Source organism: Grimontia sp. SpTr1, from assembly GCF_947387585.1.
GTDB classification, from domain to species: domain Bacteria; phylum Pseudomonadota; class Gammaproteobacteria; order Enterobacterales; family Vibrionaceae; genus Enterovibrio; species Enterovibrio indicus.
Map to the genome: position 1 here is coordinate 122,899 of NZ_CANDOD010000010.1, position 24,064 is coordinate 146,962.

A 24,064-nucleotide genomic window follows, 5' to 3' on the forward strand; every position below is an offset into this window, starting at 1 on the left:
CGGGTTTATAGCCTTTCAGAAAGATACTTGTCGTAGTCAGGAACTTCGATATCAATTTCGTGCGTCATCATCGGTGACGTGATGAGGTAATTTGCAGAAGCACGGTTAATCGCGACCGGAATGTTCCAAACCGCCGCAATACGCAGCAGGGCTTTGACATCCGGGTCATGAGGCACGGCACTGAGTGGATCCCAGAAGAAGACCAGCACATCGATTTTCTTCTCACAGATCATTGCGCCAAGCTGTTGGTCACCGCCCATCGGACCACTCATCAAAGCAGTGATGGATAAGCCCGTTTCGCGGCTAAGAATGTTGCCCGTTGTCCCTGTCGCGTAAAGGGTATGATGTGACAATGCGTCTCTGTTTTCCTTCACCCAGCGTAACAGTTCGGATTTGCGGTGGTCGTGAGCAACCAAAGCCACTTGTTTGCATGGAGTGACAGTGCGGGTCGTTGAATTCATATCTAACTTCTTATGCATTATAGGAAAGACTCATTTTGATGTTTTTAATCGAAACGGGCGACACAAGAATGGGAAAAGCCGGACATAGATCGTCTATTCGCCCACTATGCGTCTCGTGGGCTGCTGTAAAAATATACAGCAAGCGCCAAGAGCACCTACAAAATGATTGTGGCAGCCAAGCTGAGGTTATTCACGCCAATAAGCTGATTGAACAGGGTGTTTTTACAGTCCAGGCTCATAGGCGAGATATTTCTCATTATCGGACGCCGTTTTCAGCCAATGTTTGATGAAGTCAGCCACATCTTTAGGCGCGTTAATATCAAGGCGAAGGTGGGGCGAAGCTTCAAAGTCTTTCGATAACACATCACACGCAACGGCGACAATATTCTGATCATGAAGATATAGCGCGGGCTTGCCATAACTCGGTCTGTGCACTTCGATTTTGGTCAAGATTTCATCACGAAAACCTTCCACTAAAACAATGTCCAGACGGGAATGGTCGAGTTGCGCCAGACACTCTCTTAGATCTGGCTCTCTGTCCTCGCTATCGTGGTATTCGAAAAACAACATGTGGCGTTTAGAGGTGGCCAGCAAAAGTTGGTCGCTACCTGCATAACGCAGACGATAACTGTCTTTGGTTGGCTTATCAGGTTCGATGTCGTGGTGGCTGTGCTTTAACAAGCCTACCCGCAGCCCTGCTGCCCTCAAATGGGGAATAACAGATTCAAGCAGGGTGGTTTTTCCTGAGCCACTGAAGCCAGCAAAACCAAGTACGGGTGTCAGCGTGTTTGATTGGAATGTCATTTATATCGCCAAAGGCTAATTTTCTAAAAAGTGATAAAACGGTAATGAATATGCCATACGGTTAATGTTTTTTCGTGCAGAAAAAATGAAACGCACTACATTTAGTTGCGTATGTGTCTGTTGCATATTCGTGGTAGCACAGTCGCTAATAATTCCCAGTCGAAACCGGTTTGATGACAAAGGGATGGGATAAACCTCTCTACTTTGGTCACAACTTCCGCAGGGTTACGGCCTAGGGTATACAATCAATTCAGAACACAGCAGGCGCCTTAAAGGGCAAAATTGTTAGGCAAAATGGATGTGCCTTTAGCAAAGACCCGCGTGTGACTTGTGCTCTGACGACCTTCACGAACACAACATTATCATGGAGCGATAATATGTGGGTTACCCTCGATTTTGAAGCCTCTGGCCTAACAGAAGCTTCATATCCGATAGAAGTTGGTTACAGCTTGCCCGATGGCACCAGTGTCAGCCTGCTTATCAACCCCGATACCTCCCCTGAAAACTGGCAACACTGGGACGAGTTTGCGGAAACAGAGATCCATGGTTTGAGCCGCTTTGCATTGAAAAAAGATGGCATGTCAGTTGTCGATGTTTGCTCGCACCTCAACAGCACGCTTTGTTATTACGATGATGTGCTTTGCGATAGCCAATGGGATCTTTTTTGGCTTGGCCGGCTTTATAAAGCTGCGCACATGCGCCCGACTTTTACATTAACGGAAGTGGGTCATTGGTTACTAAACCATGAGAGCATCAACCGCGATGATTTTCTTGCCGCGCTTGAATCCTTGGGGCCAGCACCGCACCGTGCGGAAGCTGATGCCAAATACATTCGTACTGCCTTGTCGATGATTCTTAGCCAAGAACGTTGTTCGCAGTAGATTCAAAAGGTTACCATGCCCAGTTCGAAACGACTGAGTAGTCATCATGGTGCCTGATAGAGAATCATTAAGGTTTGCCACCTTCAATGTGGCGATGTCCGCCGATAACCCGGGGGAGATCTTCGCTGAGTTAAAACTCGCGAAGCATCGCCGCTATAACCATATTGCAGCCATCATTCAGCACATCCAGCCAGATGTGTTGTTGCTCTGCGAATTCGACCACCTCGGACATGGCGGTGATGATGGCATGTTGGCGTTCTTCCAAAAGGAATATTTGGAAAAGCCGCAATGTGGGCAGACTGCCATTCACTTCCCTTATACCTATCTACCTTCCACTAATACCGGTTTACCAGTGGTGGAAGGAGAGGGTGTGTCAGCGTCGCCAGAAAGAGCGCACGGATTTGGCAGACATCACGGCCAGTATGGGTTTGTAGTACTGAGCAAATATCCGCTTGATACCAAAAATAGCCGCAGTTGGCAGACGTTACTCTGGCAAAACTACCCAGGCAGCCGAATGCCTGTGTCCTATTTCGAACAGAAGGGATTAGCACCTATTCGCCTTTCCTCGAAAAATCACATTGCATTGCCCGTGATAGTGAATAACCAGCGCATTCATTTGGTGGCGTGTCACCCGACCCCGCCGGTATTTGATGGGCCGGAAAGGCGCAATCTCAGAAGAAACGCGGATGAGCTTCAACTGCTGCATGACATTGTCAACAACGCTTCCTTTCTGGTCGACGATAACGGTGTTAAGGGTGGCATTGATGAGAGAGAGCCATTTGTCATCATGGGCGATCTCAATGCTGATCCGGTGAATGGCGATGGCGACAAAGCCCAGATTCGGACATTGCTGTCTGACTCTATTCTTCAAGATGTTCAACCCCAAAGCGAAGGCGCAGCCAAGGCGCTTTTCAATTCACGCTCCAGAGGCAAAAGCCGGGCAACCCACGATCGCGGATTGAGGCTCGACTATGTGTTGCCATCTCACCATCTTACACCCATGGCTTCTGGCGTTTTCTGGCCGAAAGTGGACGATGCATTAGCATCATTCATCTATAACGAGAAAGGAAAAGCGGTATCGGGGTGTTCTTCCGACCATCGCCTCGTTTATGTGGATGTGATACTGCAGGAGTCATCACAGAAGCAGCCTTGTGAAAACGAGAGTCAGCGCACGTAAAACCAAGCGGTGTGTGAAAGCGTTCAAGATTTCACCGCAAGCAGAACGATATTTGTCCGTGCTTTGTGGATGAAATGTTAATTTGTCCTATGAATACATATATCCGAATCATATGAAGCTCTGAGTCTTCATATGGCTAGCGTATAAATTTATCAAATAACGGATTTCCTCAATAGATGGAGTATCAAGGATGAAAACGATCACCTCACTGGCTGCAGCAGTTACCCTGGGTCTTATGTCTGCATCGGCGTCAGCAGCTCAGTTCAAGCCTTCTGTCATTTTCGATATGGGTGGTAAGTTCGACAAATCATTCAACCAGGCGGCTTACACTGGCGCAGAAGCGTTTAAGACAGAAACAGGCATCAGCTACGGTGAGTTTGAAATCACCAATGAAGCACAGCGTGAGCAAGCGATGCTGCGTATGGCTCAGCGTGGTTTCAGCCCAATCGTTGCGGTAGGTTTCCAACAAGCACCTATCGTAGAGAAAGTGGCGAAGCAATTCCCTAAAACGGAATTCGTTATCATCGATGCAGTGGTCGATCTGCCAAACGTACGCTCTGTTGTGTTTAAAGAGCACGAAGGTTCGTTCCTGGTAGGTGCGCTGGCAGTCATGAAGAGTGAAAGTGACAAAGTCGGTTTCGTTGGGGGTATGGACATTCCTCTGATCCGTAAGTTTGCGTGTGGCTATGAGCAAGGCGCGAAGTTTGAAGCAGAAGGCGCAGACGTTATCCAGAACATGACAGGCTCAACCCCTGCAGCATGGAACAACCCAACCAAAGGTGCTGAGCTGGCAAAATCGCAGTTCGATAAAGGCGTAGACGTGGTTTACGCAGCAGCGGGTGGTACTGGTGTCGGTGTTTACCAGGCAGCCGTTGACGGTCAAAAATACGCTATTGGCGTTGATTCAAACCAAAACTACCTGCACCCAGGCGTGATGCTGACTTCTATGGTTAAGCGTGTAGACGTTGCGGTACAAGACGCATTCAATGATGCGAAAAACGGCGAATTCACCCCAGGTCTGCAAGCGTTGGGTCTGAAAGAAGGCGGCGTTGACTGGGCACTGGACGAGTACAACCGTGACCTCGTGACCCCAGAAATGGAAGCGCGTGTGAAGCAAATCCGTGATGACATCATCGCAGGTAAGATCGTGGTTCACGATTACTTCAGCACCGATTCTTGCGAATACTAATTTCGTTTGTCTCGCCCCCAGTTTGGTTTGTGCCACTGGGGGCGAATTGCATCAAAAGATAGCGATTTGCCTTGTTACTTAACGTATTGCTCTCACAAGAATAATCGCTTACGTCGTTCTTAAATTGATGCCAAGGAGCAGGCATGACACAACCCGCCATTCAACTGCGAGGAATCAACAAACGATTCGGCGCAGTTCATGCAAATAAAGACATCGACCTCACGGTGATGCCGGGAACCATCCACGGTATTGTCGGGGAAAACGGTGCAGGTAAATCGACGCTGATGTCGATTCTCTACGGTTTCTACCAAGCTGATTCAGGCACCATCGAAGTCGATGGGGAAACCGTAAATATCAAAGATTCTCAAGATGCCATTTCCCATGGCATCGGCATGGTTCACCAGCACTTCATGTTGGTGGAAACCTTCTCTGTTCTCGAAAACATCATGCTCGGTGCAGAAGGACACAGCCTGTTGGACGTGGCCTCAAAAAACGTCGGCGGCGCATTGGAGAAAATTGAAGAAGAATACGGATTGACCGTTGATTCCAATGCCATTGTCGGTGAGCTTCCCGTTGGTATTCAGCAGCGCGTGGAAATTCTCAAAGCCTTGTATCGTGGCGCACGCATTCTGATTCTGGATGAACCGACAGGCGTTTTGACGCCGCAGGAAATTGAACAGTTCTTCGAGATCCTCAACACCCTGAAATCACAGGGTGTCACCATCATTCTGATCACTCATAAACTTAAAGAGATCATGGCAATCACGGATTCTGTGTCTGTCATGCGTCAGGGTGCCATGGTCGCACATCGTCAAACCACAGAAACAAATGTAGATGAACTGGCAGAGTTGATGGTGGGGCGTAAAGTCTTACTGCGCGTCGACAAAACCGAAGCAACGCCGGGCGAAGAACGCCTTAGCGTGAATAACGTTTCCTGGTTCGACAGCCGCGGTGTTAAGCGTTTAAAGAATCTGAATTTCAGCCTGAAAGCAGGCGAAATTCTGGGTGTTGCAGGCGTTTCAGGCAATGGTCAGTCCGAACTGCTTTCTGTGCTCTCAGGTGTCACAGTGCCGCAGGAAGGGGATTTTACCTTAACGACCTCCAAAGGCAGCCAGAAGTTCGCCAGCAAAGACAGTCGTGATGCTAGCTTAATGCGACGTTTGAGTGTCGGTCATATTCCTGAAGACCGTATCAAGCAAGGTTTGGTAAAAGCGATGCCAGCATCAGAAAGCGCGATTCTTGGCTTCCAGCACGACATTGCTTACGGCAAAGGCCTGCTCGATCCGGTGGCGATTGAAAAAGCAACCAAAGACATGATGGAGCAGTACGATGTGCGTCCTGCTGATCCACAACTGAAATCCGCCAACTTCTCCGGTGGTAACCAACAGAAACTCATCATTGCCCGTGAAATGTTGCGTGAGCCAGAAGTGCTTTTGGTGGGTCAGCCAACCCGTGGTGTGGATATCGGTGCGATTGAATTTATTCACCGCAACCTGATTGCCGCCCGAGATGCTGGTGCCGCGATTTTACTGGTTTCGACAGAGCTTGAAGAAATTATGTCGCTGTCCGACCGTATCATCGTATTGGTGGATGGCGAAATCACCGGTGATGTGATTGCTAAAGACATGGACGAGCGTCAACTCGGTATCTTGATGGCGAATGCCGCAGAAGAGGAGGGCGCAGCATGAATGTACCTCAACAAAGCGCCCCAATGTGGGTGAAAACCTTTCTGGTTCCCTTTATTCAGCTTTCTGTCGCGCTGGTGATTTCCAGCTTGGTGGTATTGCTGGTAGGGGAAAGCCCAACTGCAGCATTCAGCGTGATGATTCAGGGGGCGACCAATCTGGAATTTGGTGGTCTGAACAACACCCTGTATTACGCGACAAACTTTGTGTTTACTGGGCTGGCGGTTGCTGTCGCTTTCCACGCAGGTTTGTTCAATATCGGCGGTGAAGGACAGGCCTACATTGCGGGTTTAGGCATCGGCATTTTGATGCTGCTGCTTGATGGTGTACTCAACATGTGGCTGATGGCGCCATTGGCGATTTTGGTTGCGGCGGCTTTCGGTGCGCTTTGGGGCGCAGTGCCGGGCTATCTTCAGGCAAAACGTGGTTCGCACATTGTGGTGACCACCATCATGTTCAACTTTATTGCGTTTTCAGTGATGGGTTACGCGTTGGTTGAGCACATCGCCAAATACGGTGGTAACTCGACCGATTCCCGTTACTTCAACCCTGAAGCAGTGTTCCCGAAACTCTATGAACTCGGCGCAAGTTATGGTCTCGAACTGCCATTCTCTCTGCTGAATCCTTCCATCCTTATCGCATTGCTGGTGGCGTATCTGGTTTGGGTACTGATGTTCAGAACCCGCCTTGGCTACGCGATTCGCGTCGTAGGGCAGAACGCAACAGCGGCAGAGTATGCAGGTATCGACGCGAAGAAAATCATCATTATCGCGATGACCATTTCTGGCGCACTGGCAGGTTTGATGGCGGTGAACGAAGTCTATGGCGCGCAAAACCGCCTGATCCTGAACTTCACGGGTGGCTTTGGTTTCATCGGTATCGCCGTGGCACTGATGGGGCGTAACCACCCGTTCGGGATTGTGGTTGCTGCACTGCTGTTCGGTGCGCTTTACCAAGGTGGTACTGAGCTGCAGTTTGAAATGCCGAGCCTCAACCCAGAGCTGATTATGGTGATTCAAGGTCTGGTGATCTTCTTTACGGGGGCGCTCGACAGATTAATCCGCAAGCCAGTCGAAGGCTTCTTTATGCGCCGTAACGCGCAAGCAGAGGGGGCGTAACATGGAATGGTTTAACTGGATCCTCTCATCGGCTGATTCCACCATACGTCTCGCCATACCGTTAATTTTCGCTGCCATGGCAGGGATTTTCTCTGAACGCGCTGGCGTGGTTGATATCGGTCTTGAGGGTAAAATGCTCTTCGCCGCGTTTGCTGCGGCTGCGGTTTCCTACGTGACGGGTAACCCTTGGCTGGGGCTTCTGGCTGCGATTGCAGGCTCAATGATGTTGGCACTGGTTCATGGCTATGCCTCTATCACCCAAAAGGGCGATCAGATTATCTCTGGCCTTGCGGTGAACTTCTTTGCCTCGGGGATGACGATTACCCTCGGCCACGCTTGGTTTGAGCGTGGTGGTCAAACGCCAACGCTTCACAACGACCAGCGATTCCTTCCGGCTGAATTGCCAGGCGCTGAATGGCTGGGTGACACCATTCCTGTGATTGGTCCGCTTTATCGCGATGTTATTTCCGGCCACAACATTCTGGTGTATCTGGCCTTTATCGCGGTGATCATCACTTGGTGGGTGTTGTTCAGAACACGCTTCGGTTTACGTCTGCGTGCGGTAGGTGAAGAGCCGAATGCCATTGATACGGCAGGTATATCAGTCGTTTGGTTACGTTACCGTGCGGTGCTGATTGCAGGCTTGCTGTGTGGCTTAGCAGGTGCGTACCTTTCTACAGCGCAGAATGCGGCGTTTGGTAAAGAGATGACAGCAGGTCAGGGCTATATCGCGCTGGCAGCAGTTATCTTCGGTAAATGGCAGCCACGCAACGCGCTGTTGGCCTGTTTGCTGTTCGGATTCCTCTCAGCGCTGGAAACGCGTATGCAGGGCGTGTCGATTCCGCTGATTGGCGTATTGCCAACCCAGCTGTTCTCCGCATTGCCTTACGTGTTGACCGTGGTACTGCTGGCGGGCTTTATCGGCAAAGCTGTGGCGCCGAAAGCGATTGGGCGACCTTACGAGAAAGAACGTTAATGGCTTAAATCAGCACAAAACAAAACGAGGGCAAATGCCCTCGTTTTTTATTCTCTAGCAATCTGCGGTTAAGCGCTTCGCTTTGCCAAGTAGTCATCTTGCAGAATGTACATGCGCTTAATGTCGCAGTACTCGCCGTTCACGAAGATTTCCTTCACGAGATGGCCTTCCTCAACGAAGCCACACTTCTTGTACAAGTGAATCGCCTTTTCGTTGTTCACTGCCACATTCAGGTAAACCTTGTGTAGGTTCAGAATCGTAAAGGCATAGTTCAGCGCCTTATTGATAAGTGTTTTCGCGTAGCCGCAACCTTGGAAATCCGGCGCGATAATAATCTGGAACTCAGCATTTCGGTGAATCGAGTTGATCTCGACCAGCTCCACAAGGCCAACCGCCTGCTTCTGCTCGTTCTCTGCGATAAAACGACGCTCAGTGCTGTCGTGAATGTGCTTTCTGAACAGATCTTCCAGCTCATAGTAAGATTCATAAGGTTCTTCGAACCAATATGACATAATAGAGCGGTTGTTGTTTAGCTGGTGGATAAAGCGAAGATCTGTTTGCTCAAGGGCGCGCAATCGAATAGCGTTTTGCATACTATTTCTCGTTCTAAAGTGATTGGTAGCGCGACTGAATTTTTGTCGGCGACGGAAGATATCACCGGATTTCGAAGTAGGGAAATGAAATATTCTGGCGTTTTTGATTGCCCATAGATAAAAGCCGCTGATGTCGGTCAGCGGCTTTTCGTTCTGGCTATCAAGATGGCACTTGAACCAACTCCGGCTCCGTGTCGTCTGTTCTTTTCTTCCGCACCAAATACCAAAGTGGCAGCAGGCCAAAGCTGATCACGGCAAGGGCAACAAGGCCGTTTTTCGCCGCGCCATAGTGAAGCACCACCTGACTACCCAGCAGCGCGCCGCCGCCAATCCCCACATTAAAAATGCCGGAGTAGATAGCCATGGTGATATCAGTCGCTTTCGAGCCGTATTCCAGCGCCCGTGTTTGCAAGGCGAGGGCGACTGTCATCATCACCGCGCCCCAAAGTGCCACACCCGGGAAAAGCTGGAATATGCCAACGCCGGATCTCGAGAGCATAGAAAGGCACAGCGCCAGCAAACCAAAGCCAAGAATCAGCAGGGTGTTTGGATGACGAGGCTGCATGCGGCTGAACAACAAGCTGCCAACAATACCCGCCGCGCCGTAAGTCATCAGTGCCCAAGTGGTGACATCCGCACTCAAATTCCAAACCTGCTGAATCAGCGGTTCAAGATAGGTGTAAGCCGTAAAATGAGCAGTGACGATAATCGCCGTCAACAGATACAGACTCAGCAGGGGCTTATTACGTGCAATCTCTGGCAGGCTTGATAAGTTACCGGAGTTGGAAACCGGCAGCGTCGGCATCCAGCGCCAAAGCGCCAACATCAGCACGCCAGAAATCACGCCAATGCCACCGAAAGTCGTGCGCCAGCCGAACCATTCGCCAACAACGCGACCCAATGGCACGCCCATCACCATGGCTAGCACCGTACCCGTTCCAAGCAGACTGATTGCCACCGCGCCTTTGCCATTTGGTGCCATTCTTACTGCCATCGCGACACTTATCGACCAGAACACCGAGTGCGCAAACGCGATACCAACACGGGAAACCAGCAGCATGTTGTAACTGATAGCCATGGCAGAAATGACATGGCTACCAACAAACAATGCAAATACGCCCAGCATAAGGCGACGACGCTCAAAATTGGCAAGCAGCAACATTACTGGCAAAGAAGCCAGCGCCACAATCCAGGCGTAAATCGTCAGCATTGGCCCGACTTCAGCAGGGCGCATACCAAAGCTTTCGCCAAGGTTCGCCAACATGCCGACTGGGACAAACTCGGTGGTATTGAAAATAAAGGCGCTCAGGGCGATCAGAAACACTCTGAGCCAAGGCAACAGATTTTGGTTTTTGGTGTGCATGGTGATGAGAAGCGACAGGCAAAAAATAAACAACAAACGAAAAAGGAACGCGAGTGTAATGCAGGTTCAAAAAAGAGGCAATGGTCAAAAAAGTGGCAATCAAATCTACGCTTCGTTTAACAGATAAAGACAAGCTTGAACGACTTTTAGGCAACTGAGCCAACCAACCGAGCTATTCATCATTTCATACAGTTTTATACCCAAACGACCTGAAGATGCTCGCATTCATAGGCTATCAATGCGTTCAATTCGAGGCAAATACCACGAGGAATAGTCGTTCTATTTCCGTGGTATTTAACAAAGAAGTGGGCGCATTGATGGCCTCCCTCCGGGCGAGTTGACTGACGCCGTGCTCTTTGTTGTTCCTTTTTGATGGAGATGGCTACACCTGCAAAGGAACGCCGCGATCACAACGCCAGTCAAACTCGCTGAATCCTGCATCTTCAGGTTGTTTGGGTATACTTGCTTTCGCGAATCGGGAACTATGCTAATGTGATTCCCAAATTCCGATAAGAAAGACGATCAACAATGAAAATCTTCAGCAACTTTGACAGCGGCAACATTCAGGTAGTTTCCGCTGACTCACCAGCCAATATTCAGCTTTCAATCCCAGCCGATAACAACACAGAAACCGCGCAATGGTTCCACTTCCGTTTGGAAAGTGATTCGCAGGAACTGCACCAGTTCACGCTGCTGAACCTTGCTAAATCCGCTTACCCAGAAGGTTGGCAGGATTACGATGTCGTCGCGTCTTACGACCGTAACGAGTGGTTCCGTATTCCTTCAGAGTTTGATGGCGACAACCTGCGGTTCTCAGTGATCCCTGAAGCAAGCTCCATGTATTTTGCCTACTTCGCGCCATACTCTTATGAGCGTCATCAGGATTTGCTGCACGAAGCGCAAACCCACTACGCCTGCAAACTGGAAACGCTGGGTGCAACCATTGATGGCAACGACATCAGCCTGTTGACCATTGGCGAACCAGCCGAAGGTAAAAAGAACATTTGGGTCATTGGCCGTCAACACCCGGGTGAAACCATGGCAGAGTGGTTTATCGAAGGCTTGCTGATGCGACTACTGGATGAAACCAACACCGTCGGCAAAGCGCTGATTGATAATGCGGTTATCCGTATCGTGCCTAACATGAACCCAGACGGCAGCATTCGTGGTCATTTGCGTCACAATGCGGTTGGCGCAAACCTTAACCGCGAATGGCAAACGCCGACGGTAGAGCGCAGCCCAGAAGTTTTCTACGTGCGCGAACGCATGTTGGAAACGGGCGTAGATATGTTCCTCGATATTCACGGCGACGAAGCGATCCCATACAACTTTGTGGCAGGCAGTGAGGGTATTCCTTCCTATGATGAAGATTTCGCCGCACTGGAAGCCCACTTCAAGCAAGCGCTACTGACCATCACCCCAGAGTTTCAGGACGAGCACGGTTATCCGAAAAGCGCGCCGGGCACAGCTAACCTGACTGTGGGTTCTAACTGGGTGGCAGAGCAATTTAAGTGTTTGTCTTACACCGTTGAAATGCCATTTAAAGATCACAACGACCAGCCAGACGACGTTTACGGTTGGTCACCAGAGCGAAGCGCAGGATTCGGCCGAGATATGCTGGCGGCGGTTTGGGCGACCTTGCCGAAGCTTTGATGGGTTGATTGAAGAATTGAAATGCAGACGCCACTGGAGGGTGGCGTATAACAAGAGGCTATGGCGCCCACGCCATGACAATACCGCCTCAGCCCACAGATCATCAAATAGAGCTTCCAATCAGTATACAACGGTGCCTCTCTAATAAAGCTCTCCCCCGAGTTTTGTCCATGCTCGGTTAAAACCCTTCGCCCAGAACTGAGTCAGCATTGATGAATCCTCAAAGGGCAGTTGAACGTTTAGCCACTCTTTCTCCGACAGTTCGCGGTGTATGTACCGGCGGCCGGCTTCCGTGTTCGCAATAGCAAAGCTGGCATTCGAGAATGCATCATTTTCAATGCAGTAGATATCCATCGAAACGCGAGTACCGTTTATCTTAGAAACGATGGTTTCTGGTGCTTTACCTGCACCACAAAAGTTACTCCAGATAAACGCAACCGTCTGTTGGCCTGCTTTATCCTTGAATATGTGAGCTGCATACAAGCGATGATTTCGGTACAAAATGGTCAGTTCGTAACTTACGGCTTCTTGGAGCTCTGCCACCTCACTTTTCGTTAGCTTCACACCGTTATGGAGCTCTGCGGGCGTAAACTCAAGCCCCATCTCCATAAGTAGTAGAAAGCTTACATCTACAAGGTGTGGTTCAGGCACTTTCAACGTCTTACCGCCCGATACTCCACTCAGATCATTGAACAGCCACTCGAAGGCTCTAATTTCCCGCTTTGCGAACTCAATATCATGACTTCTGTATGTGCTGTACTCGGAAACGGCAGCATAGTCTTCGTTCACCTCAAACGCGTGGCGCTCTGCGCTGATATGCTTTTGTCTTAAGAAGTTAGTAAAAGAAACATTGAATGCATTCTGAGCTTCTTGCTGCTCGACTTCTGCTTTTGCTTCGGAGCAGGTTAACCCTTCCCCTGCATTGGCTGGAAGAGAAGTAAGTAACAAAATAGCGAGTGGGATTGCGTATTTCATATAGCCTCCATTTCATGTTTATCTTAGGTCGTCGAACTGCCTTACCGGAAGCACACCTCTGCGCGAAGCGCCTTAATCGCTTCATGGATCCGCTGCTGCAATACATCGTCTTCTGACAAACCTGCAAAACGCATTTCGGCACTCAAAGTCTGTAACAAATCGATGAGTGCCTGTTGCTGTGCTTGACTCAATCTTTCATTTTCCATGACGCCGGACCTTTAGGTTGTAATTCGCATAGGGGTGAGCCGACACTGCGACTTCCAGCCAGGTGTAGCGTTTATCAACGTAATACTCGTCCAACTCGTGCCTTATCCCTTCACCGTCAACATAAACATCTACCCTACCTTCCCATTCTTCAACTGTGATGGCGAACCGTTCTCCCATCACACCAAAGATGTAATAGTGGTTTATATGCTCTCCACCGACTTGAAACTTATGAGTAAATGTCTGCTCACCTTCATCGATAGCAATATAGAAATGATCACGACTGAGTGACTCGGTGTGTTTAATCACAGCTCCTTGCACACAGGGAGATAAAAGCACCAATAAAAGAGCAACCCATATTCTCAACTTGATCAACTCCCAAAAATGACAAAGGCTGAGTCCGCTTCATAAAAGAAGCTTGGGTTCTGATTTGGATTAGTAATTTTCATTGCCCTATGAATACGTGTGTCTACGGTATTTTCATAGTGAATATTACCCATCTGCTTTTCGCCGTTTTTGTAGATACCGACATACTTCGAGTGGGTGTGCTCCGCCAACGCGATACCTTGTATTGCGACCTCGCAGTGCCAATGAATTTCATCCAGGACATCTTGCCTTGCACAGCCTTGAAGATCATTTGTCGAAAAAAAAGCCGATACTGAAACTTGAGAATCTAAAGCGTGCGGTAGTTCTGTTTGATGCGCGAGTAATTGAGAAAGTAATAACAATAATGCTTCCGTTACACTAGCTACCTTTTCCTTGTCTATCCAGAAAAAGCTGGGCATTCCTGCTTCGGTATATAAGGGGCGATACTCCAATGCGTTCAGCACGAGCGCCTTTTTTGAATAGGAACCGTATTTTTCTATAAACAGATAGCAACTGCAGTATGGGTTTTCCCAAAACTGTTCGCGCTCAAAGGCGCTGAATCCCTCATCTGTCATCTGTGACGGAAAGTGAAACGCAAACTCTCCGCACGGTGAGCCTGTATCGAGCCAACTAAGCATGTCATCGATCATCTTAAGCTTCGAAGTGTGAGGCAATCGAATAAGCAGCTCCCGCCTGATATCGGTCAATAGGTAAACCAACTCTCGGTTCACATTCATCCCCTTAGGACGTTGATATTGCTCTTTCAAGCATGCCGGGGCTTTGGGCACCTTGCGAATGGCGTTAACTCAAAGTGTTTTGTAATCGTCTGTAACGTGTCGGTTTTTGATCTAAAACAAACAATTAAAGGACAAAAAGGACAGACATAACATGAGGAAAATCATGAGGAAAATGGGTAGATAGATCTTCCCGCTTTTAGAGAACCACGTAATTGGTCGCCTATTTGCAGTGATCAGTGTTGGCTTCGAGTCCCAACTAACGTTTTGGCTTGATTTAAGTCGTTTTCAGGAAGCATAAACATCAGGCTGCAGCCTGATTATCAAAATGAAAGAGAAAAGAAAGGTTTAGCTGTCGGGTAACCGTATACCTGACACTCTTTGACGTTGAAGGTGTGGTAATGCCGCTTTGACGGCGTTTTCAGACCCAACAAGATTACCGGTTTCAATATTGGAGGCTGTTCTTAGCCAAAGGGACGATTCGATGCCAAGGCGTTCCAGTAACGGTGGCAATTTATCGTCTATCTGCCCACGTTTACCATCGCGAAGTTGTCTACCTGTCCAATCAACCAACTCCAGATAGTCCAATAACCGAAAAGGAATGCCTGCTGGTTGGTCTTTACGTGGATATCCCGCGAATACATATAAACCGTCAGCATTAACCTGATCATTTTTCAGTGCTTCAATTCTCGTTTTGACTGAGGTGTACTCAGAGGTCTCAGGCGAGTCAGTAATATCTGCACGAATAGGATTGAGGTCAACATAGGCCATTGCTGCCGCCAATGCTTTTTCATCCAACAATGCCTGGCTCTTAAAACGACCTTCCCAAAAATGTCCGGTGCATTGATCTTCACGGTTTGCTTCTGCTGCAATGTATTGATTCAACGTCCGCATAAACCAACTGATGGAGGTTAAGCGTTCTCGCCACGTTTCAATGAGCTCCATACATCGTTCATTTTCAGCCTCAGACATTTCTTCGCCCCGCATAAAGCGTTGTATCAGCACAGGACCTTGATGAAACGCTAACCATCTCTCTGCGACATCTATTGGTGTTAATGTTTTGGCGTTCTCTATGTTGATATGCAATACGACATGGTAATGATTACTCATAATCGCGTAGGCGCACACATCGATACAGAAAGCTTTAGCTAATGCAAGAAGCCGTTTCTCTATCCAACCTCGACGGTGTTCAAAGCACTTTCCCTGTGTGTTGTCGAAGCCGCAGAGAAATGAGCGTCGAACACAACGTGAAACACAATGATAGTAAGGTGTGGCATCGACATTGATGAGTGAGGCACGAGCGGTTGTCATAGCGAATTCGAATATTTCAGATCATTGTTGAATTCACTTACCCTAACTTAACTCGCCATTCCTTTCTGGATGAATGAACAGGTCTGAGGTGGCATGCACGCAGGGATGAAACTGATAGTTTGGACTTTTTCTAAAAGTGTCTGTCCCTCTAAGGTGCATGGACTTTTTCTAAAAGTGTCTGTCCCTCTAAGGTGCATATGCCCTTCTAAGGTTTCAATGCAAGAATTGTCCAGATAAATTGACATAACATCCAGAATTTCCTATACAAAAATGGGCGCTGGCCCAATGCGGAGCGCTGGCTTTCTCTCTGCATCACATACAACAACAGTTATGGATAAACATTTAAGGGCTCAAGATGAAAACAATAACCAATGCGCTGGTTGTTTCAGCACTACTTTTTAGTGCGGCAACATTTGCGAATAACGACAAGGCAGATCCCCTCCCTCAACTTGGCGCAGACAGTGAAACCGTGACGGTTTCTGGATTATCCTCTGGCGGTGCAATGGCTGTGCAGTACAGCGTTGCTTACTCTTCTGAAGTGAAAGGTGTTGGCGTGATTGCGGGCATTCCGTATGACTGCGTCAATGTACTGAGCTTTGATCCGAAAGATCCTTTGGCAAACCTGAACAGTATTACCCGCGCATTTCACTGCATGGAAAAAGGTGCAGATGTCGACAGCCTGCTGTCTTTAACCAAGAAGCGCGAAAAAGACGGCAAAATCGACGACATCACTAACATTGCCAGTCAAAAAGTGTGGCTGTTCAGTGGCACTGAAGATCCAACTGTAAAACCCGTCACCATGAAAGCAGTAAACGAATACTACGAGCAGGTGAATACGGGCGATAACATCAACTTCGTTGATACCGTTCCCGCAGGACACGCTTTTGTGACTGACGAATTTGGCAGCGAGTGCAACACCACGCAAAGCCCCTACATCAACAACTGTAACTACGACAGTGCTGGCGAGATGCTTTCTTGGATTGTCGGTCCGTTGAAAGAAAAAGCCCCCAAGAAACCCGGCAAACTCCACGTTTTTGACCAACGTCCTTTCTTTACCAGCAGTTTGACCAGCATGGATGATCAGGGCTTCGTGTTCGTCCCAGACAGCTGCACCACAGACAGCGGCTGTAAAGTGCATGTCGCTTTCCACGGATGTCAGCAAAACAAAGACACCATTGGCGATGAATACGCGAAAGAAGTGGGAATTAACGAGTGGGCCGATGCCAACAACATCATTGTGCTGTACCCACAAGCGAAAACTCGTCAACTGATTAACCCGAAAGGCTGCTGGGACTGGTGGGGCTACACCCGGTATGACTACTCCTTTAAATCTGGCCCGCAGATGAATGCGGTCAATAAGATGGTGAAGCACCTGTTGCAAAACCCTAACGCATCTTAAACTCGCGCAGCGCAATTAACGCCACTGTTCCTATGCAGTGGCGTTTTCGTTTCCATGCCTACGATATTGGCTGCCTCTTGAGTCAGTTGAGCATTCGTATTGAAAACCTATACAGCTCCCATCTGTTCAATCCCAATTTAGTCTGTATAATTCGCCGCCTGTTGGTTCGCGCTACTTAGATTGGCGCTCTGAACGCCCTACTTCATTCATCTAGGAATACTTCATTGATTCAAACCGCTAACATCACCATGCAATTTGGCGCGGAGCCGTTGTTTGAAAACATCTCAGCAAAGTTTGGTAACGGTAACCGTTATGGTCTGATCGGCGCTAACGGCTGTGGCAAATCAACCTTTATGAAGATTCTGAGTGGTGCACTTACGCCGAGCTCTGGCAACGTGTCTATCACCCCAGGATTGAAGTTGGGCGTATTGAGTCAGGATCAGTTCGCTTTTGAAAACTTCAACGTGATTGATGTCGTCATCATGGGCGACAAAAAGCTGTGGGAAGTGAAGCAAGAGCGTGACCGCATTTACTCTTTGCCGGAAATGAGCGAAGAAGACGGCATGAAAGTCGCTGAGCTTGAAGTCGAGTTCGCGGAAATGGACGGCTACACAGCAGAAAGTCGCGCGGGCGATATTCTGATCAAAGCGGGTATCGAAGAACACCTACACTTTGGCCTGATGCAGCAAGTTGCGCCGGGCTGGAAACTGCGTGTGCTGTTGGCGCAGGCGCTGTTTGCGAACCCGGATATTCTGCTGCTGGACGAACCGACGAACAACCTGGACATTCACACCATCGGTTGGTTGGCGGAAGAGTTGAGCCAGCGTAAGTGCACCATGATTATTATCTCGCACGACCGTCACTTCCTGAACACAGTCTGTACCCATATGGCAGACATTGATTACGGTGAGCTGCGAATCTATCCAGGTAACTATGATTACTTCTTGGAAGCGTCTGGTTTGCAACGCGAGCAATTGCTGGCGAGTAACGCCAAGAAAGCGGCCGAAATTAGCGAGCTGCAAGAGTTTGTGAACCGCTTCGGTGCCAACGCCTCTAAAGCAAAGCTGGCGAGTTCGCGCGCGAAACGCATGGACAAAATCAAACTGGATGAAGTTAAAACCTCCAGCCGTATCAGTCCGTCGATTGATTTTGGTGAAGGCAAGAAACTGCATCGTCAGGCGCTTGAGCTGCAACAAGTGGGTCACGGCTATAACGGCGAGATGTTGTTTGAAAACGGTAACCTGCTGCTGGAAGCAGGCTCGCGCCTCGCGGTTATCGGTGAGAACGGTGTGGGTAAAACCACGTTGCTGCGCTGCTTGGTGAACGAGCTTGAGCAAACCCAAGGTGTGGTGAAGTGGGCGGAGAATGCGTCTGTCGGTTACTGTCCGCAGGATTGTACTGCTGATTTCGACAACGACATGACCATCTTTGAGTGGATTTCTCAGTGGCGCACCGCAAAGCACAACGACCTGATTGTGCGTGCGATTCTGGGGCGTCTGCTGTTTACCGAAGATGACGTGAACAAGAAAGCCAGAAACTGTTCGGGTGGTGAGAAGAACCGTCTGATCTTCGGCAAGCTGATGATGCAAGACATCAACGTGCTGGTGATGGATGAGCCAACCAACCACATGGACATGGAAGCAATTGAAGCACTGAACAGCGCGCTGAAAGTGTATCCGGGAACGCTGATTTTCGTGAGTCACGACCGTGAGTTTGTATCATCTCTGGCGACGGCGGTTATCGAAATCAAAGACAAGAAGCTGGATTACTTCCAAGGTACTTACGAAGAGTATCTTGCTCATCAGCAGAAAGTATTGAGTGCGGCATAAGCTGCCTATCAGATTTCATTCAAACGCTTGTGATTCAAGGTTTGATAAAAACGAAAACGCCACCTGAAAAGGTGGCGTTTTTTGTTGGGACAACAGCGGACGATTAGCTCGGTGCTGATGTTGGCAGCACACGTTTCAGGATATCTGCCAGTGTCACCACACCAATCATCTTGTCACCTTTGCTTACCACGGCAAGCTGCACACTCGCTTCACGCATACGCGCCAACGCTTCGTAAACTGGTGTGTTTGCATCAAGCACATGCGCTTTACGTGCAACTTCACGCGCAGGTCGGTCAGCGGGTTCCAGCAGGGTATCGCGCACATGAACCACTAGCGGTTTAAGGCCACGATTTCCGAACACCAGAATACGCATGTGTCCTGTTTCCATCGACACCTTGCGCACTTCTGCAACGGTTGCGCGTTTGTCGACATGGGCCATCACCTGACCTTCTGTCACCAGTGTTTCAACCGGAATTGAGCTCAGGTCAATTAGGCCAGAAAGCTGCTTCTGAATACTCGGTTGCAGTGTACCCACTTTACCCGAGTGTTCGACGAGTTGACGGATGGTATCAATGTCTTGTCCACCGACAGCGGCGCTTTCTACAGGCTCTACACCTGACGCTTTTACCAGTCGGTTTGCAATGCTGTTAATCCAGTTCAGCAACGGACGCAGTGGCCACACATAAGCGCGCGCGACCAAACCAATTGCCAGCGCTGATTTTTCTGGGTGTGCAATCGACCAGGATTTCGGTGCCATTTCACCGACAACAAGGTGAAGGAAAGTCACCACAAACAGCGCAAAACCGAACGACGCACCATCTACCGCCCATTCCGGCATGCCCATGGACGCAAACACTGGACCAATCCAATGGTCTACCGCTGGCTTGGTGACTGCACCCAACGCAAAGGTACAGAAGGTAATGCCCAGTTGGGCACCAGCTAACATCAACGTCAGGTCATTCATGCCGCGCAGTGCAGCGCGTGCAGACGCACTTTCCACGGCCATTTCTTCCAGGCGGTGGCGGCGCGCACCCATCAACGCAAATTCGATGATAACGAAGAAGCCACTCAATACGATGAGGGCAGTGGTCACCAGAGTGACAATCAACGGATCAGTCATCATTCTTCACCCTCCTCAATAGGATTCTCTACAAGCTTGACGCGCACCTCTGTTGGAACGTGTCGCTCAATACGCAACACTTCAACTTCAAGGTGGCGTTTGAACAGCTCGCCGGAAGCAAATTCGGATGGGTCGACAGGCAATTCGATAATAACGGTCTCACCTTCAGCTGGAAGTGCACCACGTTCAGCAATCAACATACCGGCGATGGTTTCTACATCGTCTTTCGGCAGGTCGTAGCCAATCGCACGCTCCACTTCATCAATGTGGACGTCACCTTCCATCAACCATACATTGTCGCTCTGCGGCACAACGGCATCAGCCGCGTCCGCGTCGTGCTCGTCGGTGATTTCACCCACGATTTCCATTGCAAGGTCTTCAATCGTTAGCACGCCAGCAAAACCGCCGTACTCGTCAATGACGCACGCCAGATGGTTGGTTGATTTTTCCAACTGGTCGAGGGCGTCTGGCAGGCTCATGAGCGTTGGCAGCACGGTAGCAGGGCGCATCACTGATTCTACAGTGTCGTCAGCATGGCCAGCATCAATACGTGCCAACACATCAGGAAGATGAACTACACCCACAGGTGCATCGTCATCGTTCACCACAGGGTAACGGGTATGTGCTTGTGCCATCAGAGACACCAGCTCAGTCAATGTGGTTTCCGGCTCAACCCAGTCGACTTGTGAACGAGGCACCATGGCGTGTTCTACATCGCGTTCTGGGAAATCCAGAATACGATCCATCATCAGTGACAGTTCGACTGGGATGTCGCCGGTTTCACGCGAGTTAGCGATGATATGGTGCAAGTCTTCTTCTGATGCACTTACATCAAGATCGTGCACAGGTTCAATGCGAACCGCGCGAAGTAGCAGGTTGGCTGACTTGTCGAAGAAGCTGATGAAAAAGCCAAACACAGACATATAAATCAGTGTTGAGCGGGACATCATACGAGCCATTGGTTCTGCGTTCGCAATCGCGAGGTTTTTCGGGTATAGCTCGCCCATGATCATTTGAACGACCATAGCGACACCCAGGGTGATGACGGTACCTAGAGCGATCCCCGCCTCTAGCGATAACCCAAAGCTTTGTAGTAATACACCCAGAGACTGGCCGACCAGAGGTTCCGCGACAAAGCCTAGAACCAGACCGGTTACCGTAATACCAAGTTGGGCACCGGACAGCATAAAGCTGGTACGTTTGGTCACTTTGAGCGCGCGTTTTGCAGCGGCATCACCAGTCGCAGCAAGGGTTGCGAGTTTTGCTCTATCCACAGCCATGTACGCGAACTCTTGGGCAACGAAGTAGCCGTTTGCTGCGATAATAGCCAAGATAAATAGAATGCCGAACAGAAGGGTAAGGAGGGTCTCAATCATTGCTGTGTCCTCCCTTGATGACAAGAAGCCAGTAAGGTTTGACACAATCGACTAGAGTTGGGGTCCACAAAGTATTCCTACAGTAATAACAGGAAGCGCAGTATATTTCCGCGATGTGGAAATAGTCTAGTGAATAGTTTGATTATCCCCTGCAAACTTACTGAGACACTCGGCCTGCGGGATTTCCATGTTATGTGCAAATAAGCTGCAATGGCCGAAAATCACGATTAAAACGGCGAGTTTGGCCACTTTGGGGCTTACGGGCTGTTTTAAAAATCTTTGGTGAGTCGGGTTGCGTTATCGGCTTTAGCTATCCAATTTGCCAGAAGCTTTCTTGCCAACAAAATACCCCACGCAGAAAACCGCAATAAATACGATTGTCGCCAGTATGTAAGCCAATGCTTCCGGCGCACCCAAGCCGAAGGCGAAAGCAAAACTGATGCCTAGAAATGCTTCTCTGAGCCATTCTGTAGCAGGTGAGTTGGTGCTCATACCGAGCATACCGATAAAAAGAAGAAGGGCGAGCAGGCCGACTTTGAGGCCGATAAGAGTGGAACGTTGCATACATGGCTCCCGTTAAAAACGGGCGCCAGTATACGACAATTTATCCGGTTATAGGCACTGCGCAAGCTGGCCTTTTTTGGTGGAGGCCATCACGCAGCCGCGTTCGCTGTCTGAAGCCGCTTTACATTGGCTCATCAATTCGCCTGCAGAGGGTGCTAAGGCGCCAAGAATTTTCTGAGCGTGGCTGACCACTTTGTTGCAGTCACTTTCTGCGACAGGATCGTAATCGGAACAGGCGGCAAGGCCGAAAACTGCGGTGGCTAGAAGTGTGGTTTTTATGGTGTTTTTTACGCTGAACATAAATCGCATCCCCTTTTTGCTGACAACTAAAAGGGTAGGAGAGCTTTCCTAACTTTGCGATATTGAAAGGTAACTGAGACAAAAAAGGACGCCAACGCGCCCTTTTACTTTTGTTAGTTACCTGTATCGGGTTCAGTCCCCAATAAAGCCACCGGTTTGATGCTGCCAGAGTTGTGCGTAGATGCCACCGCTGGAAATCAGCTCTTGGTGGGTGCCTTGCTCCACGATTTCGCCCTGATCAAGTACAATCAGTCTGTCCATCGCAGCGATGGTGGAAAGTCGGTGAGCAATGGCGATAACAGTTTTACCTTCCATTAATTGATAAAGACTTTCCTGAATTGCTGCTTCCACCTCCGAATCCAGCGCTGAAGTCGCTTCATCAAGAATCAGAATTGGCGCGTCTTTTAACAGAACACGGGAGATTGCCACACGCTGTCGTTGGCCGCCTGAGAGCTTCACACCGCGTTCACCTACCTGCGAATCGTAACCACGATTGCCATGTGGGTCGCTCAGGGTTTCGATGAAGTCGTGAGCTTGTGCTTTCTTCGCAGCGGCGAGCATCGCGTCTTCGCTGGCATTTGGGTCACCGTAAAGAATGTTCTCACGGATAGAACGGTGCAGCAGGGAAGTGTCTTGCGTCACCATGCCGATGTTGGCGCGTAATGAATCCTGTGTGACGGCAGAAATATTCTGTCCATCGATGCGAATTTCACCGCCCTCGACATCGTGAAAACGCATCAGCAGGTTCACTAAGGTTGATTTACCTGCGCCCGAACGACCAACCAGGCCGACTTTCTCACCCGGTTTGATATTGAGGTTTAGCTTTTCAATCACACCTTTGCCTTCGCCATAGTGGAAGCGCACATCGGTGAAGTTAATGGCACCTTGAGGCACTTCCAGTGCAGGTGCGTTTGGCTTGTCCAACACTTCGACAGGTTTAGAAAGCGTTGCCATGCCGTCGACCACGGTACCAATGTTTTCGAACAGCGAGCCGATTTCCCACATGATCCATTTCGACATGCTGTTGATACGCAAAGCTAGGCTGACCGCAATAGCAATCGCACCCACAGTGATTGCCGAGTCCAGCCATAGCCAGATTGACATGGCACTGATAGAGAACAACAGGGCGTAGTTGGCGATTTCTACCGAGATGTTAAAGCCAGTAGCCAGACGCATTTGACGGTAAACCGTATCCATAAACACGCCCATGCCTTCTTCGGCATATTGGGTTTCACGATCTGTGTGTGAGAACAGTTTGACCGTGGCGATGTTGGTGTAGCTGTCGACGATGCGGCCTGTCATCAAAGAGCGGGCGTCTGCCTGCTCAGTAGAAACCGCTTTCAGCTTAGGCACAAAGTAAATTTGAATGCCGATATATGCCATTAGCCAAATAAGCATCGGCAGCATGAGGCGAATGTCTGCTTGTCCGACGATGAATAGCATGGAGATGAAGTAGACAGCGATGTATACCGCGACATCCAGCAGCTTCATCACGGTTTCGCGAATCGATAGGGCAGTCTGCATCACCTTCGTGGCAATGCGACCTGCGAAGTCATTCTGATAGAAGCCAATGCTTTGCTTCAGCAGGTAACGGTGAGCCATCCAGCGAATGGACATCGGGTAGTTGCCTAGCAAGGATTGGTGCAAAACCAAAGAATGCACAGCGACCAGTATTGGCATACCGATCAGTATCAGCACGCCGATGGCAATCAGGGTATTACCTTCATCGGCGAGAAAACTGGCCTTGTCTTGATTGGTTAGCCAGTCAACCAACTGCCCCATAAAGCCAAACAGTGACACTTCCGCGATAGCAATCATCGCAGTCAGCACCGCCATGGTGATCAGCGGGCGTTCAAAGCCTTTGGTGTAGTGGCGACAAAAGGCGAGCAGGCCATTTGGTGGCTGTTCCGGCTGTTTAGGTGGAAAAGCCATTGTCATGCGTTCGAACAATTTATAAATCATGAATCCTTCCGGAGTAGGACGGTC

23 protein-coding genes are annotated in these 24,064 nt (G+C 49.4%); 9 read left to right on the plus strand and 14 right to left on the minus strand.

Features of this window, described 5'->3' with window-relative positions; all coding sequences use genetic code 11:
- Nucleotides 1-5: 5 nt before the first annotated feature.
- A complete protein-coding gene (locus QL223_RS15195) occupies nt 6-461 on the minus strand; it encodes a methylglyoxal synthase (protein WP_039850084.1) in 456 nt (151 codons plus the stop codon).
- Nucleotides 462-683: 222 nt separating this feature from the next.
- Nucleotides 684-1,265, minus strand: a complete 582-nt coding sequence (gene mobB / locus QL223_RS15200; RefSeq protein WP_281545210.1) for a molybdopterin-guanine dinucleotide biosynthesis protein B — start codon at nt 1,263-1,265, stop codon at nt 684-686.
- Nucleotides 1,266-1,642: 377 nt separating this feature from the next.
- Between mobB and QL223_RS15205 the strand changes: the two genes are divergently transcribed.
- The 6 genes from QL223_RS15205 (at nt 1,643) to QL223_RS15230 (ending at nt 8,291) form a co-directional block, all read left to right on the plus strand.
- Complete coding sequence (locus QL223_RS15205; protein WP_002539075.1) at nt 1,643-2,146, plus strand: hypothetical protein; 504 nt, start codon at nt 1,643-1,645, stop codon at nt 2,144-2,146.
- Between the two features lie 46 nt (nt 2,147-2,192).
- Nucleotides 2,193-3,323, plus strand: a complete 1,131-nt coding sequence (locus tag QL223_RS15210; protein ID WP_281545211.1) for an endonuclease/exonuclease/phosphatase family protein — start codon at nt 2,193-2,195, stop codon at nt 3,321-3,323.
- Nucleotides 3,324-3,513: 190 nt separating this feature from the next.
- Complete coding sequence (locus QL223_RS15215) at nt 3,514-4,512, plus strand: BMP family ABC transporter substrate-binding protein (RefSeq protein ID WP_002539073.1); 999 nt, start codon at nt 3,514-3,516, stop codon at nt 4,510-4,512.
- Nucleotides 4,513-4,655: 143 nt separating this feature from the next.
- On the plus strand, nt 4,656-6,200 hold the full coding sequence (locus tag QL223_RS15220) for an ABC transporter ATP-binding protein (RefSeq protein WP_281545212.1): 1,545 nt from the start codon (nt 4,656-4,658) through the stop codon (nt 6,198-6,200).
- A complete protein-coding gene (locus QL223_RS15225; protein ID WP_046303509.1) occupies nt 6,197-7,315 on the plus strand; it encodes an ABC transporter permease in 1,119 nt (372 codons plus the stop codon). Before QL223_RS15220 ends, QL223_RS15225 begins: the two co-directional genes overlap by 4 nt.
- 1 nt (nt 7,316) lies before the next feature.
- Nucleotides 7,317-8,291, plus strand: a complete 975-nt coding sequence (locus tag QL223_RS15230) for an ABC transporter permease (protein WP_046303508.1) — start codon at nt 7,317-7,319, stop codon at nt 8,289-8,291.
- Between the two features lie 68 nt (nt 8,292-8,359).
- On the opposite strand, the gene speG is transcribed toward QL223_RS15230, so the two are convergent.
- The gene (speG, locus tag QL223_RS15235) at nt 8,360-8,884 is read right to left on the minus strand and encodes a spermidine N1-acetyltransferase (protein WP_046303507.1); all 525 of its coding nucleotides are present in this window, start codon (nt 8,882-8,884) and stop codon (nt 8,360-8,362) included.
- Nucleotides 8,885-9,044: 160 nt separating this feature from the next.
- On the minus strand, nt 9,045-10,247 hold the full coding sequence (locus QL223_RS15240; RefSeq protein WP_281545213.1) for a sugar transporter: 1,203 nt from the start codon (nt 10,245-10,247) through the stop codon (nt 9,045-9,047).
- Between the two features lie 528 nt (nt 10,248-10,775).
- Between QL223_RS15240 and QL223_RS15245 the strand changes: the two genes are divergently transcribed.
- Nucleotides 10,776-11,900, plus strand: coding sequence for a M14-type cytosolic carboxypeptidase (locus QL223_RS15245; RefSeq protein WP_281545214.1), 1,125 nt, complete (start codon nt 10,776-10,778; stop codon nt 11,898-11,900).
- A 141-nt stretch (nt 11,901-12,041) separates the two neighbouring features.
- On the opposite strand, the gene QL223_RS15250 is transcribed toward QL223_RS15245, so the two are convergent.
- The 5 genes from QL223_RS15250 to QL223_RS15270 form a co-directional block, all read right to left on the minus strand.
- Entirely contained in the window at nt 12,042-12,875 is an 834-nt protein-coding gene (locus QL223_RS15250) for a hypothetical protein (protein ID WP_281545215.1), read from the minus strand.
- A 41-nt stretch (nt 12,876-12,916) separates the two neighbouring features.
- Nucleotides 12,917-13,081 (minus strand): hypothetical protein, encoded by a 165-nt coding sequence (locus QL223_RS15255; RefSeq protein WP_002539064.1) that lies wholly within the window; start codon nt 13,079-13,081, stop codon nt 12,917-12,919.
- Nucleotides 13,071-13,388 carry a hypothetical protein gene (locus QL223_RS15260; protein ID WP_002539063.1) on the minus strand — a complete coding sequence of 106 codons (318 nt, stop codon included), beginning with the start codon at nt 13,386-13,388 and terminating at the stop codon, nt 13,071-13,073. The genes QL223_RS15255 and QL223_RS15260 overlap by 11 nt, the downstream gene beginning before the upstream one ends.
- Nucleotides 13,389-13,450: 62 nt before the next feature.
- On the minus strand, nt 13,451-14,095 hold the full coding sequence (locus tag QL223_RS15265; RefSeq protein WP_152442372.1) for a hypothetical protein: 645 nt from the start codon (nt 14,093-14,095) through the stop codon (nt 13,451-13,453).
- Between the two features lie 432 nt (nt 14,096-14,527).
- Nucleotides 14,528-15,490 (minus strand): transposase, encoded by a 963-nt coding sequence (locus tag QL223_RS15270; RefSeq protein WP_002539061.1) that lies wholly within the window; start codon nt 15,488-15,490, stop codon nt 14,528-14,530.
- A 355-nt stretch (nt 15,491-15,845) separates the two neighbouring features.
- Here QL223_RS15270 and QL223_RS15275 point away from each other — a divergent pair, with 355 nt between their 5' ends.
- Entirely contained in the window at nt 15,846-16,889 is a 1,044-nt protein-coding gene (locus tag QL223_RS15275) for a PHB depolymerase family esterase (protein ID WP_281545216.1), read from the plus strand.
- 224 nt (nt 16,890-17,113) lie between these two features.
- Nucleotides 17,114-18,718, plus strand: coding sequence for an ABC-F family ATPase (locus tag QL223_RS15280; RefSeq protein WP_281545217.1), 1,605 nt, complete (start codon nt 17,114-17,116; stop codon nt 18,716-18,718).
- Between the two features lie 103 nt (nt 18,719-18,821).
- On the opposite strand, the gene QL223_RS15285 is transcribed toward QL223_RS15280, so the two are convergent.
- The 5 genes from QL223_RS15285 to QL223_RS15305 all read right to left on the minus strand — a co-directional run bounded on the left by QL223_RS15285 (nt 18,822) and on the right by QL223_RS15305 (nt 24,040).
- Entirely contained in the window at nt 18,822-19,838 is a 1,017-nt protein-coding gene (locus QL223_RS15285; protein ID WP_039850081.1) for a hemolysin family protein, read from the minus strand.
- On the minus strand, nt 19,838-21,214 hold the full coding sequence (locus QL223_RS15290) for a hemolysin family protein (protein ID WP_281545218.1): 1,377 nt from the start codon (nt 21,212-21,214) through the stop codon (nt 19,838-19,840). The genes QL223_RS15285 and QL223_RS15290 overlap by 1 nt, the downstream gene beginning before the upstream one ends.
- Nucleotides 21,215-21,520: 306 nt before the next feature.
- Entirely contained in the window at nt 21,521-21,778 is a 258-nt protein-coding gene (locus QL223_RS15295) for a hypothetical protein (protein WP_165016770.1), read from the minus strand.
- 48 nt (nt 21,779-21,826) lie between these two features.
- Nucleotides 21,827-22,078, minus strand: a complete 252-nt coding sequence (locus QL223_RS15300) for a hypothetical protein (protein WP_002539055.1) — start codon at nt 22,076-22,078, stop codon at nt 21,827-21,829.
- 132 nt (nt 22,079-22,210) lie between these two features.
- Nucleotides 22,211-24,040 carry an ABC transporter ATP-binding protein gene (locus QL223_RS15305; protein ID WP_281545219.1) on the minus strand — a complete coding sequence of 610 codons (1,830 nt, stop codon included), beginning with the start codon at nt 24,038-24,040 and terminating at the stop codon, nt 22,211-22,213.
- Between the last annotated feature and the right edge of the window lie 24 nt (nt 24,041-24,064).

Excerpts from the sequence above, each read along its gene's own strand:
- QL223_RS15195 (WP_039850084.1), bottom strand. The coding sequence starts at position 461 with ATGAATTCAACGACCCGCACTGTCACTCCATGCAAACAAGTGGCTTTG.
- mobB (WP_281545210.1), bottom strand. The coding sequence starts at position 1,265 with ATGACATTCCAATCAAACACGCTGACACCCGTACTTGGTTTTGCTGGC.
- QL223_RS15205 (WP_002539075.1), top strand. The coding sequence starts at position 1,643 with ATGTGGGTTACCCTCGATTTTGAAGCCTCTGGCCTAACAGAAGCTTCA.
- QL223_RS15210 (WP_281545211.1), top strand. The coding sequence starts at position 2,193 with ATGGTGCCTGATAGAGAATCATTAAGGTTTGCCACCTTCAATGTGGCG.
- QL223_RS15215 (WP_002539073.1), top strand. The coding sequence starts at position 3,514 with ATGAAAACGATCACCTCACTGGCTGCAGCAGTTACCCTGGGTCTTATG.
- QL223_RS15220 (WP_281545212.1), top strand. The coding sequence starts at position 4,656 with ATGACACAACCCGCCATTCAACTGCGAGGAATCAACAAACGATTCGGC.
- QL223_RS15225 (WP_046303509.1), top strand. The coding sequence starts at position 6,197 with ATGAATGTACCTCAACAAAGCGCCCCAATGTGGGTGAAAACCTTTCTG.
- QL223_RS15230 (WP_046303508.1), top strand. The coding sequence starts at position 7,317 with ATGGAATGGTTTAACTGGATCCTCTCATCGGCTGATTCCACCATACGT.
- speG (WP_046303507.1), bottom strand. The coding sequence starts at position 8,884 with ATGCAAAACGCTATTCGATTGCGCGCCCTTGAGCAAACAGATCTTCGC.
- QL223_RS15240 (WP_281545213.1), bottom strand. The coding sequence starts at position 10,247 with ATGCACACCAAAAACCAAAATCTGTTGCCTTGGCTCAGAGTGTTTCTG.
- QL223_RS15245 (WP_281545214.1), top strand. The coding sequence starts at position 10,776 with ATGAAAATCTTCAGCAACTTTGACAGCGGCAACATTCAGGTAGTTTCC.
- QL223_RS15250 (WP_281545215.1), bottom strand. The coding sequence starts at position 12,875 with ATGAAATACGCAATCCCACTCGCTATTTTGTTACTTACTTCTCTTCCA.
- QL223_RS15255 (WP_002539064.1), bottom strand. The coding sequence starts at position 13,081 with ATGGAAAATGAAAGATTGAGTCAAGCACAGCAACAGGCACTCATCGAT.
- QL223_RS15265 (WP_152442372.1), bottom strand. The coding sequence starts at position 14,095 with ATGATCGATGACATGCTTAGTTGGCTCGATACAGGCTCACCGTGCGGA.
- QL223_RS15270 (WP_002539061.1), bottom strand. The coding sequence starts at position 15,490 with ATGACAACCGCTCGTGCCTCACTCATCAATGTCGATGCCACACCTTAC.
- QL223_RS15275 (WP_281545216.1), top strand. The coding sequence starts at position 15,846 with ATGAAAACAATAACCAATGCGCTGGTTGTTTCAGCACTACTTTTTAGT.
- QL223_RS15285 (WP_039850081.1), bottom strand. The coding sequence starts at position 19,838 with ATGACTGATCCGTTGATTGTCACTCTGGTGACCACTGCCCTCATCGTA.
- QL223_RS15290 (WP_281545218.1), bottom strand. The coding sequence starts at position 21,214 with ATGATTGAGACCCTCCTTACCCTTCTGTTCGGCATTCTATTTATCTTG.
- QL223_RS15295 (WP_165016770.1), bottom strand. The coding sequence starts at position 21,778 with ATGCAACGTTCCACTCTTATCGGCCTCAAAGTCGGCCTGCTCGCCCTT.
- QL223_RS15300 (WP_002539055.1), bottom strand. The coding sequence starts at position 22,078 with ATGTTCAGCGTAAAAAACACCATAAAAACCACACTTCTAGCCACCGCA.
- QL223_RS15305 (WP_281545219.1), bottom strand. The coding sequence starts at position 24,040 with ATGATTTATAAATTGTTCGAACGCATGACAATGGCTTTTCCACCTAAA.